This window comes from Streptomyces sp. NPDC015242, assembly GCF_043079125.1.
In the GTDB taxonomy this organism is placed as follows: Bacteria; Actinomycetota; Actinomycetes; order Streptomycetales; family Streptomycetaceae; genus Streptomyces.
In genome coordinates, this window is sequence record NZ_JBIBUF010000001.1 from 248063 (window position 1) to 262828 (window position 14766).

The following is a 14766-nucleotide window of genomic DNA, read 5'->3' on the forward strand; positions in this document are numbered from 1 at the left end:
GCATCCGGGGAGCACGAACCGGGCCGGGTTCCCACCCCGGAGCGGAACATGCCTCATCCCCCGGAAATATTTCGTCCGGGGGATGAGGCACGTCTCGCGGGCCGGCCGTGGACGCTCAGTCCAGGCAGAACTCGTTGCCCTCGACGTCCTGCATCAGCAGGCACGACTCGTTCTCCTCGTCGGCGAGCAGCAGCCGCACCCGGGTCGCGCCGAGCTCGACCAGCCGTGCGCATTCGGCCTCCAGCGCGGCCACGCGCTCGTCCCCCACGAGTCCGGTGCCGACCCGCACGTCCAGGTGCACCCGGTTCTTGACGACCTTCCCCTCGGGGACCCGCTGGAAGTACAGGCGCGGGCCCACCCCCGTGGGGTCGGCACACGCGGACCAGGACTTCTGATGCTCCGCCTGCGGCGGCATGACGTACCCCAGCACCTCGCACCAGAAGCGAGCGACGCGCTCGGGCTCCGCGCAGTCGAAGGTCACCTGGAACTGCTTGATCGATGCCATCGGGCCACCCTAGCAAGCACGGCGATATGCTCAACTCCTTTGTTACGGCGGCCCGTTGCCGCCGAAAGGCGGTCACTCCCGCAGTGCCTGGGCCAGCATCACCAGGATGCCGCTGGGGCCGCGGACGTAGGTGAGTCTGTAGAGGTCCTGGTAGGTCGCCACCCCGCGAAGCGGACGGCAGCCGTGCCGCGCGGCCGTCGCGAGGGCCTCGTCGAGGTCGTCGACCGAGAAGGCGACCCGGTGCATGCCGATCTCGTGCGGAAGAGTCGGCTCGGACTCGATCGCCTCGGGGTGGATGTACTCGAAGAACTCCAGGCGGCCGTGTCCGTCGGGCGTCTGCAGCATCGCGATCCGGGCGTGGTTGCCGTCCAGACCGACGGCGGTGTCGGTCCACTCACCGCTGACCGTGTCACGGCCGACGACCGTGAGGCCGAGGTCGGTGAAGAAGGAGATCGCCGCTTCGAGATCACGAACGGCGATGCCGACGTTCTCGAGTGTGATGGCCATGCGCCGCATGCTACTGAGCCGGGCCCGGCCGCACCTCCGCCGCGCTCGGCGCGTCCGGGCCTGCGTGTGTCAGTCGCCCTGACCGGTCCCGTCGGGTCCGTCCTTCCGGCCGCGCAGGCCCAGGACGGCGAGGGCCGCACCCACGAGGGCGAGGACACCGGTGACCAGGACGGAGGTGTGGACGCCGTTCATGAAGGCGGTGTGGCTGCCCTCGGCCACGGCGGCCCCGAGCTGCGCCGGCATCGTCTCCGAGACCGGGGCGACGCCCATGGCGACCGCGTCCTTCGCCTCCTCCAGGCGGACGGCGACCGTGTGCGGAACCCCCGCGTCGGTCAGTGATCCGCCGAGCGTGGAACCGACGCGGCTGCTGATGAGGGAGACGAGCACCGACGTGCCGAGCGCGCCGCCGACCTGGAGGGAGGTGGCCTGCAGGCCGCCCGCGATGCCGCCGTCCCGGACGGGGGCGTTGCCGACGATCGCGTCGGAGGACGCCGACATCACCATGCCGACGCCGAGGCCGAGCGCGACGAAGGGCGGCCACAGGGTGTGGTACGACGAGTCGGCGCTCCAGGCGAGCATCGAGAACGCGGCACCGGCCTGGAGCACCATGCCCAGCGGCATGGTCAGGCGCGGGCCGAACCGCTCGGTGAGCTTCGCGCCGAGCGGCGAGGCCACCATGGAGGCGAGGCTGAGCGGCAGTGTGCGCACGCCGGACTCGACGGGGGTGAAGCCGCGCACGTTCTGCAGGTACAGCATCACGAAGAAGATCACGCCGAGCAGGATGAAGAAGTTCAGCGCGGTGACGACCGCGCCGATGGTCAGGGCCGGGTTGCGGAACAGGCGCATCGGCAGCAGCGGGTGCGCGACGCGGGTCTCGTACCAGCCGAAGAGGACCAGGAGGACGACGCCCGCGGCGATGGCCCCGAGCGTGCCGGCCGAGGTCCAGCCCCAGGTCTCGCCCTTGACGACGCCGAAGACGACGGCGAGCAGGCCGAGGGCGAGCAGCACCACACCGGGTACGTCGAACCTCTCGCTCGCGGCCGCCTCGTTCTTCGACTGCGGCAGGACCGCGAGGCTGAAGACGAGCGCGATGACGCCGATGGGGGCGTTGATGTAGAAGACGGACTCCCAGTCGACGTGCTCTACGAGCAGTCCGCCGACGATCGGGCCGAGCGCGGTGGAGACGGACGAGATCATCGCCCAGATGCCGACCGCCATACCGAACTTCCGCGGCGGGAAGACGGCACGCAGCAGCGCGAGGGTGTTCGGCATGAGCATCGCGCCGAAGACGCCCTGTACGGCGCGGAAGGCGATGACGCCCTCGACCGACCCGGCGAGGCCGATCGCCACGGACGCCAGGGTGAACCCGGCGACGCCGACGAGGTAGAGGGTGCGGCGGCCGAAGCGGTCGCCGAGCTTGCCGCCGAGGATCAGGGTGGCGGCGAGGGCGAGCAGATAGGAGTTGGTGACCCACTGCAGTTCGGCGGTGGTGGCGTTCAGGTCGCGGGCGATTGCCGCGTTGGCGATGGAGACGACGGAGCCGTCGAGGCCGACCATGAACAGGCCGAACGCGACGGCGACCAGCGTCAGCCAGGGGTTGGCGCGCGGGCCGCGCGGACGGGATCCGGGCAGGGGCGCGGACGCTGTGGGGACAGCGGTGACAGACACGGGTGGGCATTCCTCGGGATATGTGGGGGCGCGCGGCTCGGCGCGCGTGGGCAGGCGGGGCGGGCCCGTCGGGGCAGCACGCCCGGCCCCGCCGCGGACGCGGCGGGGGCGGTGGGGAAGCGGGGCGCCGGACCGGTCAGGCGGACTGGTCGCGCAGGCGCCGGGTGAGTGCGCCGAGGGCGCCGAGCGCCGAGCCGAGGGCGTCGAGGTCGCCGTCGGTGAGGGTGCGCAGCGCGGACGCGAGCCGTGCCGCCGCGATGTGCTCCACCTCGCCGATGCGGTGCCGCGCCAGCGCGGTGACGCGCAGGTGCGCCACGCGCTTGTCGGTGTCGTCCTGACGCCGCTCCAGCAGGCCCGCCTCGGTGAGGCGGGTGACCAGGGCGCTGACGTTGTTCGGCATCATGCGCAGGGCGTCGGCCGCCTTGTGCACCGTGGCGCCGTCGTGCTCCGCGACGTACTGCAGCAGGGCCAGCTGCCGCTCCGGGAGCTTCGGGTAGGGCAGATGCCGCTCGATGTGCAGCTTGAGTTGCCGGTTCAGCGCGGGCAGGCACGCCACGAGGCCCGCGGCCACCTGGTCGGCGCCCTGGCTCGGCTGAGCCCCACTGCTTCCGGTCACGTGCCCAAGATAGCTATGAAGAAAAACCTATGTCAACATACTGAATCTCGCAGCCGCGCAGCCTCGCAGCCTCGCTGCCTCGCCGCGCAGCCGTCCGTACGCCCCGGCACGGGTTTCATCCCAAGCCTGTGCCGACGGCGATCCGGTTCCACGCGTTGGCGGTGGCGACCGTCATGACGAGCGCCGCCAGCTGCCGGTCGTCCCAGTGGGCGGCGGCCTCCTTCCACACGGCGTCGGGCACGCCCTCCGGGCCCAGGCGGGTCGTGGCCTCGGTCAGGGCGAGCGCGGCCCGTTCGGCGTCGCTGAAGCAGGCGGACGTGTGCCAGCTCGCGAGCAGGGCCAGCCGTTCCCCGGACTCGCCGCCGTTCCCGGCCCGGCGACGGTGCAGCTCCACGCAGAACGCACAGCCGTTGAGCTGACTGGCGCGCAGCGCGACCAGCTCGCGCAGCCCCGCGGGCAGGGGGCTGGACGCGAGGTACTGCTCCAGCCCCAGCATGGCCCGGTAGGCCCCCGGTTCGAGCGCGGCGAAGTCGATGCGCGGGGTCATGACGGCTCGCCCTGGGCGAACCGGACCTCGGCCTCGGGTGCCAGACCGAGCCCGGGGCCGGTGAGCGGCTCGGGCACCGAGACGAGGATGTTGTAGTGGTTCGGGACGTGGCAGGCGTCGAACCCCAGGACCGTCCCCACGCGCCTCCCGCCCGCCCAGACCTCGTCGCCCCGGTCGATGACACCGCCGCAGCCGATCTCCACGAAGCCCAGGAAACCCACCCGGTCGACCCGGGCGCCGGCGGCCGTCTCCGTGTGGTCGGTCGTCACCAGCTCATGCACCTCCCCCCGGCGGACGCACCGGCTCGCGAAGCCCTCCAGGGTCATGCCCCGGTCGTCACGCCGGTGCGTCAGCACCTTCACCAGCCGTCCGCGCACGATGCGCTTGGCACCGTCCTCTCCCGGGTTCACGACCGCGGCACCTCCGTACGCATGTGGGACCGGCCGGCGCGTGCGCTCGCGTAGGACGCGGCCACGAGTTCCAGGGCGGCCAGGCCGTCGGGTTCGTTCGCGCGGCGCCCGGACAGGACGTCGGTGAAGTCCCGCAGCACCCCGACGTACTCGTGCCACAGGGACCCCTTGAACTCGCGGTGACCCGCGAGCATGTCGGCCCGGTCGACGGTCCCGTCGGCGAGCCGCACCTCGACCGTCTTGCGTTCGCCGGGGTGGGACCAGTCGAGCACCACCCGGGCCTCGGCCCCGGACGGGGCGTGCAGCACCACCTGTGCCTGCCGGTCGACGCCCCGCCGGTCACGGCGCACGGTGGCCTCGGTCACCCGTACCTCACCGAGGAACAGGCGTACCAGGTCGAACGCGTTGGGGCCGTTGTCGGCGACGCAGCCGCCCCCGCAGCGCTCCGGGTCGAGGTACCAGCGGTCCCGGCCGGCGTGTTCCTCGATGGTCTCCTCGTAACGCACCGTCAGTGAGCTGACCGGCGCGCGGGAGGCGATCCGTCGGCGCAGCGCGCGCACCTCGTTGTTGTAGCGGCGGTGGAAGGACGTGAACAGCACGGTGCCGTGCTGCCGGGCGAGCCGCACGAGGTGGTGGCCGTCGTCCGTTCTCGTGGCGAGCGGCTTCTCCACGCACACCGCGCGTCCCGCCGCCAACGCGTCCCGGCACACCGGATGGTGCAGGTCGTTGGGCACGTTGACCACCACGGCGTCCAGGTCCGCCGCCCGCAGCAGGTCGCGGTGGTCGCGGTGGCGCGACACCCCCGCCGGGGCGGCGGCGAGCCGCTCCGGGTCCGGGTCGCACACCGCCACCAGCCGCGCGCACGCCTCGCGTTCGAGAGCGGCCAGGTAGAAGCGGGAGATGACACCGAGGCCGATGAGGCCGATACGCGCAGGACGGGGAGCGGGGGTGGGGGGCGCCGTCATACCGGGCTCCCGGGCTCGGCGGGCGCGCACGGTGCCGGAAAGCGGAGACCGCTGCCCCGGGCCAGGCCGAGCAGTTCCCGGTGCAGGGCCGCCGTAAGCGGCACGCCGTGGGCGCGCCGGTCGCGGCAGCGGGCGTCCTCCGGCCAGCCGGGGTAGCGCACCGGCCGGTCCGCGCGCACCGGCGGGCAGCCGAGCAGGGCGGCGAACAGGCGGTCCGCGTCGGTGAGGAACTCCGCCTCGGGCCGGAGCCGCCCCGGGGCGACGGCGAGCAGGAAGCAGCCGATGTCGTCGTCGGGTCCGGCCGGTTCGGCCCCGGCCGTCGGGGGAGTGCCGTCCGGTGCCGCGCCCGGCGGGCCGAGTCCGGCCCCGGGCACGAGCGCGGACAGCACCTCCACCAGCAGACCCAGCCCGAACCCCTTGAAGGCGCCGGTCTCCGGCACTCCGCCGAGCCAGTTCAGATGCGCCTCCCCGCGGTCGAACGCGGCCGGGTCGGTCACCGGGGCGCCCTTGTCGTCGTGCAGCCACCCCGCGGGCACGCTCCGTCCGGCGCGGGCCGCGGCCCGCACCCTCCCGGTGGGAGCGACCGTGGTGGCCATGTCCAGGACGAACGGCGGCCGGTCTCCGGCCGGGGCGGCCAGCGCGAGCGGATTGGTGCCGAGCATGGGGGACAGCCCGCCGACGGGGCGCACGATCCGCTGCCGGCCGCAGTTGGCGGTGACCAGGCCCACCATGTGGTGCCGGACCGCGCGCAGGGCGTGATGGCCCGCGCAGCCGAAGTGCGTGGCGCCCCGGACCGAGACCATGCCGACGCCGTACCGGCGGGCGCGCTCGACCGCCAGGTCCATGGCCTCGGCCGCGGCCCACAGGCCGAGCGCCCTGCGGGCGTCGAGAAGCACGGAGGCCCCGTGGTCGGCGAGGATGCGCGGCTGAGCCCGCGGGTCGCAGCGGCCCGAGTCGAGCAGTGGCAGGTAGATCCGGGTGAGGTTGGTGACGCCGTGGCTGGTGAAGCCGGTCAGGTCGCCGTGGCACAGGGCCTCGGCGGCGAGGGCCGCGCGGCCCTCGGGCAGCCCTCTGCCGGCGAGGACGCCCGTCACGAAGGCGAGGAGCTCCGGATAGGGCACCCGCACCCCGGTGTCACCGGGGTCCTGGCCCTCGGCCTCCGGCACGGCGGGCGCCGCGGTGGGGGAGAGGGCGGCTGGGGCGGGGACGGGGGGAGAAGCGGGGGAGGTGGCGGAGACAGTCGAGGTCATCGTGCGGTGCTCCTGTCCTCGGCCGCCGCGCCGGACGCGGCGGCTCGGTGAGCGGGGGATCCTTCGGCGGCACCGCCGGGCGGCGGATGCCGGACGCGGGCGACGAGGAGGCGGGCGATCTCACCGGCGTACCGGTCCAGGTCCGCCAGGTCGGCGTACTCGCCCGCGGCGTGGGCGCGGTTGGTGTCCAGGTCACCGGGTCCGAAGACGGCCGTGTAGCAGTCGGGGACGTCCGCCAGCCAGATCGCGTCGCAGGTGAAGGCCGGTTCCTCGTCCGGCCAGCGCGCCAGGCCCGCGTGCGTGTGCAGCAGTTCCTCGGCCCACGGCACCCGGCCCCGGCCGTCCAGGGCGGGCAGTCCGCGTTTGTGCCAGTGCAGGGAGGTGATCCGGGACGCGTCGGCGGCCGTCCGGGCCAGGTCGCGGGTCCCGGCCGCCCCGGCGGTGAAGGCGGCGAGCGCCTCGTCCAGGGCCGTCCGCAGCGCGGCTTCGGCGGCCGCGCCGCTCTCCCGGGACCCGTAGGAGATGTTGAGCAGCAGCCGGCCCGCGCCGTAGACCCGGTTGTGCCGCTCGCCGGTGTGCAGGCCGGCGACGCACACCCTGCCATCGCGGATCAGCGGGGGCAGGGCGCGGGCCAGGTGGCCGGCGATGTGCCCCAGCAGCACGGTCGCGTTGTGCCCGGCCTCGGGGCGGTCGTCCACGGCGTCCTCACCCGCCACGCGGACGACGGCCGTCATCGACGCCGTCGAGCGGGGCAGCAAGCGGTGCCCGGTGGGCTCGCAGAACAGGTTCAGGCCGCCGGTGAACCCGGCCTCCACCAGCGGTCTGGTGCCGAACGTGCCCATGGCGCCGCCCTCTTCGCCGGCGACCGCCTGGACGAGTACACCGACCCGTCGTCCCACATCCGGTTCCGCGGCCTGTGCCGCCCGGATGCCGGCCAGCAGGGCGACGGCGGGTCCCTTGGCGTCGATCGCTCCCCGGCCCGTGAAGCGCCGCCCGTCGAAGCGGGCCGGCCACCATCCGGCCACGGTGTCCAGGTGGACGTTGAACATGACCGTGTCGCGCGGCGGGAGCCGGGGACCGAGGCGCAGCACCAGGCTGGGCTGACGGGCCAGGAACGTCTCGTCCCGCGCCGCCTCCCGGACCGGCGGCGGTACGTCGTCCCGGCACAGCACACCCGGATCGGCCGGGGCGTGACGCAGCACCCTCAGGCCGAGTGCGGACGCCGCCGTCGCGTAGATCCGCCCGGCCTCCCACAGACGCACGGCCGGACCGTCGTCCCCGGTCTCCAGCGGCCCGGCCGTCGGGGTGTCGAGCAGCGTGAGCAGCAGCGCCCGGTCGGCCGGTGTCAGCCGGGCGGGAAGCGACGGGGCACCCGAGTCGGCCGGGAAGGCGTGCGAGGCGGGGACGTCAGCCATGCCGGCCCCCACCGGTGACGGCGGTGCGGGTGGGCAGGACGTCCCGCCGCACGAGCCGTTCCAGGTGCCGGCCGTAGCGGACGAACGCGGCCACGCCGCCGGTGCCGGTGGAGTCGTGGCCCTGGTGCGGTCGCAGACGGAGGTGCGGCTCGATCGACCAGGCCCCGGTGTAGCCGTGCTCCAGGAGGGCCCGGAGGCAGGAGCGCACCCCTGCCTGGCCGTCGCCCGGCAGCGTGTACGTGACGTGGCCGTCCGGGCCGGTCCGGGCGTCCTTGACGTGTACGTGGGCGACGTGGCCGATGATGTCGTCCAGCAGCGCGCGGGCGTCGTAGCCGTACGGCACCCCGTTGCCGATGTCGAACAGCAGCCGCAGGGCGGGGCCGCCGGCCCGGTCCAGGAGTTCCAGCATCCGGTCGGCCCGGGTGCCGGCCCAGCCGCTGCAGTTCTCGTGCAGCAGCACCAGCCCGTGCTGCTCGGCCTGTTGCACCAGCAGGGTCAACCTGGTCAGCGCCCGCCTGCCCCACTCCTCGTCGCCGAGGCCGGAGTTGGGGTACGACATCACCCGGACGTACCGGGTGCCCAGGGCGGCACACCGCCGGGCCAGCACCCGCAGCTCCGCCACGTCGTCCTCGAAGGGTCCGGTGACCGGGCGGCCCCAGTTCGCGATCCGTGAGTCGACGCACACGACGTCGAGACCGGCTGCCGCGATCCGGTCGGCCAGGTCCGCGAAGGCCCGGTCGTCCAGGTCGGCGACCGCGACACCGCCGACGTCGCGCAACTCGACTGCGCTCCAGCCGAGTTGCCGGAACGCCTCCAGCTGCCCGCCGAGGTCCGCCGCGGCCTCGTCCCCGATGCCGGCGAAACGGATACCGGCGGCCGCGTACCCGGCACGATCGTCCCCGGCCGGGGCGGATCCGGCCGTGGCAGTCCCGGCCATGCCAATTCCGGCCGCGGCAGGCCCGGTCACAACAGTCCCGTCGCGCCGGGGGCCCGTGCCGGACGGGTGGTCAACGCCCATGCGTGATCGCCTCCTTGCGGCGGCTCCCGCCCTCGGTGGGTGGTACGGCCGCCCGTCCGCCGGTGGCCAGCCGCTTAGCCTCGTCGAGCAGTTCGACCGTGCGCACGTGCAGACCGAGGTCGCCGGTGGCGGCCGTGTCCCCGCCCCCGGCGAACGCCCGGTAGGCCCCCGTCAGGCAGGACAGGAGGGAGTCGTCGGGGAAGACCTCGCGGGTCGTGCGGCCGTCACGGGTGATCTCCAGCTGGGCGAAGTCGTCGTCCTGCCCGACCGCGTAGTGCCCGACGACGCTGCCGCCCGCCATGTCCAGCGTGATCCGCCGCATGCGCACAGGCGCGGACAGGTCGGACAGCACCTCGCTGCGGACCCCTCCCGCATGCAGCAGTTCCAGGTGGGCGCCGCCCATGCGCGGCACCGTCACCGGCCCGACGCGCAGGTCGGCGCCGACGGCGCGGTGCACCCGCGCGTCGCCCAGGAGGCGCAGCAGCACGCCCACCGCGTGCGGGGTCTCCACGTCGAAGGCGGAGGTGTGACTGCTGCTGCCCAGGGAGCGCCGGAACCGTGGCTTGTGCTGGGTGACGCGGACGGAGCGCACCCCGCCGAGCCCGCGGTCGCCCACCAGCCGGACCAGACGCCGGGTCAGCGAACTGTGCAGCCAGGGCGCCACCACCGACAGGCGCAGCTCGTGCTCCCGCGCGAGGCGCAGCACCTCCCGGAGCGCCTCCCGATCGCCGGCCAGCGGTTTCTCCGCCAGGAACCGGGAGAAGCCGAGCCCCGCGGCCTCCTGGAGCACCTCGGCGCGCACGGCGGGCGGGGTGCACAGATGGACGACCGTCCGTGCCGGGTCCAGCAGTTCACCCGCGTGACGCAGGGACCGGGCGATCAGCAGGTCCGGCTGCCCGGCCGGAGGGCCGGACCCGGGGTCCAGGCCCACGATCGGGTGGTCGGCGAATGCTCCGGGAGCCTGGGAACGCGCACGCGACAGCACGGGCACATGCAGTCCCAGGCCGGCGCGGCCCAAGCCGACGATCAACGTGCACAGCACGCCTCGACCCCCCTAGCGTGTATTTCTTCAGAAAGTAATACCCGAGCGGAATTGCACGCTCGGGTATGCGGAAAGCGATCTGCATACCCATGTCCTCGCGACGGGAAACGCGTGTGACGGTTCTCGTGAAATGTGCGGCGGAAGAGGCGCTGGTTGCGTCGGACCGGCTCGACGCATCGTATCGGACAGGGGCCCGCTTCGTCTTTGGTCGCGGCTTTTCGGTGGCGACGGCAAGATGGCTGAAACGGACGTCGAAAGCGGCGGTGGCATCCGGGCGGACCTGCAGGTTCCGTGTCGCAGGGGATTCCTGTGGGTGAGCCCGAACCCGCAGCCGAAAACAATCGGCCGTGGAACGGATCGCAGCCTTCCGGAAGAAATGTTTCTGCGTATTCCGATGATCCCTCCGTCCATTGACAGGCGCGGACGGGGACCAGTACTCATGTAGCTTGCAGCGAGACGCTCGAATTCGGTCTCGCGTGGGGCGGTTGATCGCCCGGATCTGTGCTCGGGTTTTTCATGCTCCCTTGGATCGGGCGCGATACTGCCGGTTTTCGCCGCAGCTTTTCGACGACGAGGAGTGAGATGTCCAACAAGACGGCCCAGACCGAGCGTCTCCGGCAGCGCTTCGCGCTGTACGACACCAACGGGGACGGGCGGGTGGAGCGCGGCGACCTGGAGGCGGAGGCCCGGCGCATCGTGGAGGCCTTCGGGGAAGAGGAGAGCTCCCCCAAGGCCCAGGCGCTGCTGCACGCCTATCCGCACATGTGGGACTACATGATGGGACAGGCCGGCCGCGACCCCGGCGCGTCCCTGTCGGTCGAGGAGTTCGTCGGCATCGCCGACGCCCAGATGGTCAGCCGGGGTGCGGCCGGCTTCAGCGCCATGCTCCGGCCCAGCGTCCGCGCGATGGTCGACCTGTGTGACGTCGACGGGGACGGGCAGGTCGATCCGGCCGAGTTCCGCAAGTGGCTGGCCGCCCTCGGCAACGACCGGGTCGACGCGGACGAGGTGTTCCGCCTCATCGACACCGACGGAAGCGGGCAGCTGTCCGTCGAGGAGCTCGTGGCCGCGGTGGGCAGGTACCACGCGGGCGAGCTCGACGCCCCGCTCCTGGGTGTCTGAGCCGCGGGCCGGACAGGGCCGCTCCGGGCGCGAGACGCTCCGGGCGGCTCCCCGCCCGCCGGCCCTGCGGGGCCACCCCCGGCCGGACAGGGCCACCGGGACCCAGGCGGCCTCCCGGCCGGCCGGGACGGCGAGGCCGCCGCTGCCGGCGCCGGACCACCGTCCCCTTCCCGTGCGGGCCGCGCTGGTGCTGCTCGCCCTGGGGCAGGGACTGCCCGGACTGTGGGCCCTGTGCGCGCCCCGCTCCTTCTACGGCGAGTTCCCTTTCCCGGGCCTCGGGTGGGTGACGAGATTTCCGCCGTACAACGAACACCTGGTGCGTGATCTCGGTGCCCTGTCGCTCGGTCTCACGGCGGTTCTGGTGGCCGCCGCCGTCGTCCCCGAAAGGAACCTGGCACGCGCGGCGGCCCTCGGATGCCTCGGCTTCACGGTTCCGCATCTGATCTACCACGTCGCCCATCTCGATCGTTTCACTGCCGCGCACGTGGCCGGGCAACTCGTCTCCCAAGTGGCCCCGATTGCCGTGTCGGGGTGGGTGCTCCTGTGGTGCCGGCGCGACCGGTGAACAGCTCGATATTCCTTTCTCACTCGTACGAGTGGGTTGATCGCGAATGCTCCGGAAAACGATCCGGATCGCGGATCCGATAGAAAAAGGAGAAGGAGAAGAATGACGACTTCCGTGCAGGAACAGCGGCTGCGTCGCCGTTTCGAGATGTGGGACAAGAACGGCGACGGCACCATCGACCGCAGTGACTGGGCCGACGAGGCACAGCGCATCCTGGACTCGTTCGGGGAAAGCGAGGATTCCCCGAAGGGCCGGGCCCTCACCGACGCGTACCTCGGCATGTGGGAGCACATCGCGAGGCAGGCCGGGGTCGGCGCCGGCGGGGCACTGGGCTTCGACCGGTTCTCGCAGGTGGTCGAGGAGCAGCTGTTCGAGCGTGGAGAGGCCGGCTTCGACCAGGTCCTGCGCCCCACGATCAGCGCGATCGCGGACCTGTGCGACACCGACGGCGACGGCCAGGTCAGCCCTCAGGAGTTCCAGCGCTGGATGCAGGCCGTCGGCACCGACAGCGCCACCGCGGCCACGGCCTTCGGGCGGATCGACACCGACGGCGACGGGCAGCTGTCGGTCGAGGAACTCGTCACGGCCGTCCACCGGTACCACTCGGGCGAGTTGGAGTTCTCCCTCCTCTGAGCGCCCGTGACCGGTCCGGTCACCCTCTCCCGTGTCCGGCGCTCCCCGGCCCCGTCGGGGAGCGCCGCCGCGGGCCCCCTTGCCGCCGGCCGTTCGGCTCGCTCGCCTCCGTCACCACCGCCACGAGAGGAACCATGCACGACGCACTCTCCGGACCCAGGAACGGCACGATCGGCGGGACGGCCGCGGGCACGGCCGGCACGGCGGCCGCCACCCCCGGGCCCGTGCCCTTCTTCACCCAGGCCCGGACCTTCGAGACCCTCTGGCCGGACGTCCGGTCGCGGCTGACCGAGGTCTTCGACGACGGCAAGTTCTCGCACGGGCGGCAGGTCGCCCGGTTCGAGGAGGCACTCGCCCGGTGGACCGGCGCACGCTACGCGGTGGGTGTGAACAGCGGCACCGACGCCCTGGTGCTGCTGCTGCGGGCCTGCGGCCTCCGGCCCGGCGACGAGGTCGTCGTCCCCGCGTTCACCTTCATCGCGTCGGCGTCCTCCGTCGTACTGGCCGGCGGCCGGCCGGTCTTCGCCGACATCGACCCCGTCACCTACACGCTCGACCCCGCGTCGGCGGCCGACGCGATCACTGCCCGCACCCGCATGATCATGCCCGTCCACCTCTTCTGCCAGATGGCCGACATGGACGCGCTGCTCGGGCTCGGACGCCGGCACGGGCTGACCGTGGTGGAGGACAGCGCGGAGGCCATCGGCATGCGGTGGGACGGCGTGCACGCCGGGCTGCTGGGGGCCGGGGGAGTGCTCTCCTTCTTCCCCACCAAGACGCTCGGCGCCCTCGGGGACGCCGGGGCGATCCTCACCGACGACCCCCGGCTCGCCGAGACGGCGGGGGCGTTGCGCCACCACGGGCGCTACGGCCGCACGCTGGCCCACTTCCCCGGCATCAGCAACGAGACCACCGTCAACGGCGTCAACAGCAAGATGGACGACATCCAGGCGGCCGTCCTGCTCGCCAAACTCACCCGCCTGCACGAGGACATCGCGCGCAGGGCCCGGCTCGCCGCCGCCTACACCGAACGGCTGGCCGGTACGCCCGGCGTCCTGCGCCTGCCCACCCCGGTGCCCCGCGGCGCCCGCACCGATCCCGTCTTCTACGTCTACCTCGTCGAGGTGGAACGGCGGGACGACCTGGCCGCGTACCTGGCCAGGCACGGCGTGGGCACCGAGACGTACTACCCGGTCCCGCTGCACCTCCAGGAGTGCTTCGCCGGTGCGGGACACCGCCGGGGCGACTTCCCGCACGCCGAGCGGGCCTGCGAGCGCACCCTCGCCCTGCCGCTGTACCCCGACATGAGCCTCGACGACGTCGACACGGTCTGTGACCTCGTCCGCCGCTTCGCGACGGGGAGGACGGTGTGACGATCCCCTTCTTCCCCCCGGACCTCTTCGAGGACGACCGGCAGACCCTGCTGGACCTCGTCCACGCCCTCGGCACCGCGCCGGAGCAGAGGTTCCTCCTCGGCGAGCACACCGCCCGGTTCGAGGAAGCCCTGCGCACCTCGCTCGGCGCCGCCGACGTCGTGGCCTGCTCCAGCGGCACCTCGGCGCTGACCCTCGTCCTGCACGCCCTCGGGATCGGTTCCGGCGACGAGGTCGTCGTACCGGCCTACGGCTGCGCACCCCTCGCCAGCACCGTGGCGGGACTGGGCGCGACGCCCGTGTTCGCGGACATCGACCCCTGGACGATGGTCGCCGACCCCGACGAGGTGGAACGCGCGATCACCGGCCGCACCCGGGCCGTCATGCCGGCGCACATGTTCTCGGTGATGGCCGACATGCCCCGCATGCGACAGATCGCCCGGCGGTACGGAGTCCGGCTGGTCGAGGACTCGGCGGTCGCGCAGGGCGGAGTCCTCGACGGCCGTCCCGCCGGCACCTGGGGGGAGGCCGGAGTGTTCTCCTTCGTCCAGGTCAAGACCTTCGGAACGGCCGGCGAGGGCGGTGCCGTCGTCGCCATGGACCCCGAACTCGGCCACGCCGTACGGTCGTTGCGCAACCACGGGCAGAGCGAGCGGTTCGTCCACCCGCGCATCGGCTACAACAGCCGGTTCGACGAGGTCCTCGCGGCCTTCCAGCTGCACCGCCTGCCCGGCCTCCCCGCCCGCCTGGAGCGCCGGGCCCGCATCGCCGCGTACTACACCGAGCGCTTCACCCCGCTGCGCGAGCACGGGGTGCTGCCCCCGCCGCCCGGCCGCGACGGCCGCTGCTTCTACGTCTACTCGCTGCTCGCCGAGGAGCGGGACGAACTGCGGCGGTACCTCGCCGGCCGGGGCGTCCAGAGCCACGTCTACTACCCCCTGCCGCTGCCGCACCAGTCCGCCTTCACCCGGTTCGCGCCCGAGGGCCGCCGCTGGCCGCACGCGGAGAACGCCGCCCGGCGCCAACTGGCCCTGCCCGTCCACCCGCGCCTGACCGACGCCCAGGTGGAACACATCGCGGACACGGTCTGCGCCTACGCCCGGGCGCGCGGCAGCCGCTGACCGAACACA

16 protein-coding genes are annotated in these 14766 nt (G+C 73.2%); 5 read left to right on the plus strand and 11 right to left on the minus strand.

All coding sequences use genetic code 11. From position 1 onward, the window contains the following. Positions 1-115: 115 nt before the first annotated feature. From ACF07N_RS01165 to ACF07N_RS01215, 11 genes are all read right to left on the minus strand, one after another. Positions 116-505: a VOC family protein gene (locus ACF07N_RS01165; protein ID WP_383328684.1), complete on the minus strand. Its 390-nt coding sequence runs from the start codon at positions 503-505 to the stop codon at positions 116-118. Positions 506-577: 72 nt separating this feature from the next. Continuing rightward, positions 578-1012: a VOC family protein gene (locus ACF07N_RS01170; protein WP_392106798.1), complete on the minus strand. Its 435-nt coding sequence runs from the start codon at positions 1010-1012 to the stop codon at positions 578-580. A gap of 69 nt (positions 1013-1081) precedes the next feature. Continuing rightward, on the minus strand, positions 1082-2680 hold the full coding sequence (locus ACF07N_RS01175) for an MFS transporter (RefSeq protein WP_392106801.1): 1599 nt from the start codon (positions 2678-2680) through the stop codon (positions 1082-1084). A gap of 136 nt (positions 2681-2816) precedes the next feature. Next, positions 2817-3296 carry a MarR family winged helix-turn-helix transcriptional regulator gene (locus ACF07N_RS01180; RefSeq protein ID WP_392106804.1) on the minus strand — a complete coding sequence of 160 codons (480 nt, stop codon included), beginning with the start codon at positions 3294-3296 and terminating at the stop codon, positions 2817-2819. A gap of 115 nt (positions 3297-3411) precedes the next feature. Continuing rightward, positions 3412-3843 carry a carboxymuconolactone decarboxylase family protein gene (locus ACF07N_RS01185; protein WP_392106807.1) on the minus strand — a complete coding sequence of 144 codons (432 nt, stop codon included), beginning with the start codon at positions 3841-3843 and terminating at the stop codon, positions 3412-3414. After that, complete coding sequence (locus tag ACF07N_RS01190; protein ID WP_392106810.1) at positions 3840-4253, minus strand: DUF6917 domain-containing protein; 414 nt, start codon at positions 4251-4253, stop codon at positions 3840-3842. The genes ACF07N_RS01185 and ACF07N_RS01190 overlap by 4 nt, the downstream gene beginning before the upstream one ends. Then, positions 4250-5218 carry a Gfo/Idh/MocA family protein gene (locus ACF07N_RS01195; RefSeq protein WP_392106813.1) on the minus strand — a complete coding sequence of 323 codons (969 nt, stop codon included), beginning with the start codon at positions 5216-5218 and terminating at the stop codon, positions 4250-4252. Before ACF07N_RS01195 ends, ACF07N_RS01190 begins: the two co-directional genes overlap by 4 nt. Beyond that, positions 5215-6468: an Ldh family oxidoreductase gene (locus tag ACF07N_RS01200; RefSeq protein WP_392106816.1), complete on the minus strand. Its 1254-nt coding sequence runs from the start codon at positions 6466-6468 to the stop codon at positions 5215-5217. The genes ACF07N_RS01195 and ACF07N_RS01200 overlap by 4 nt, the downstream gene beginning before the upstream one ends. Continuing rightward, on the minus strand, positions 6465-7883 hold the full coding sequence (locus ACF07N_RS01205; RefSeq protein WP_392106819.1) for a M20/M25/M40 family metallo-hydrolase: 1419 nt from the start codon (positions 7881-7883) through the stop codon (positions 6465-6467). The genes ACF07N_RS01200 and ACF07N_RS01205 overlap by 4 nt, the downstream gene beginning before the upstream one ends. Beyond that, entirely contained in the window at positions 7876-8820 is a 945-nt protein-coding gene (locus ACF07N_RS01210; RefSeq protein WP_392106822.1) for a sugar phosphate isomerase/epimerase family protein, read from the minus strand. The genes ACF07N_RS01205 and ACF07N_RS01210 overlap by 8 nt, the downstream gene beginning before the upstream one ends. A 70-nt stretch (positions 8821-8890) precedes the next feature. Next, positions 8891-9943 (minus strand): hypothetical protein, encoded by a 1053-nt coding sequence (locus ACF07N_RS01215; protein ID WP_392106824.1) that lies wholly within the window; start codon positions 9941-9943, stop codon positions 8891-8893. Between the two features lie 582 nt (positions 9944-10525). Between ACF07N_RS01215 and ACF07N_RS01220 the strand changes: the two genes are divergently transcribed. The 5 genes from ACF07N_RS01220 (at position 10526) to ACF07N_RS01240 (ending at position 14757) form a co-directional block, all read left to right on the plus strand. Further along, positions 10526-11065, plus strand: a complete 540-nt coding sequence (locus ACF07N_RS01220; protein WP_392106827.1) for an EF-hand domain-containing protein — start codon at positions 10526-10528, stop codon at positions 11063-11065. A 172-nt stretch (positions 11066-11237) separates the two neighbouring features. Beyond that, positions 11238-11630 (plus strand): hypothetical protein, encoded by a 393-nt coding sequence (locus ACF07N_RS01225; RefSeq protein ID WP_392106830.1) that lies wholly within the window; start codon positions 11238-11240, stop codon positions 11628-11630. Between the two features lie 102 nt (positions 11631-11732). Continuing rightward, the gene (locus tag ACF07N_RS01230; RefSeq protein ID WP_392106833.1) at positions 11733-12263 is read left to right on the plus strand and encodes an EF-hand domain-containing protein; all 531 of its coding nucleotides are present in this window, start codon (positions 11733-11735) and stop codon (positions 12261-12263) included. 134 nt (positions 12264-12397) lie between these two features. Beyond that, positions 12398-13636 (plus strand): DegT/DnrJ/EryC1/StrS family aminotransferase, encoded by a 1239-nt coding sequence (locus tag ACF07N_RS01235; RefSeq protein ID WP_392106836.1) that lies wholly within the window; start codon positions 12398-12400, stop codon positions 13634-13636. Beyond that, positions 13633-14757, plus strand: a complete 1125-nt coding sequence (locus ACF07N_RS01240; RefSeq protein WP_392106839.1) for a DegT/DnrJ/EryC1/StrS family aminotransferase — start codon at positions 13633-13635, stop codon at positions 14755-14757. The genes ACF07N_RS01235 and ACF07N_RS01240 overlap by 4 nt, the downstream gene beginning before the upstream one ends. Positions 14758-14766: the final 9 nt, after the last annotated feature.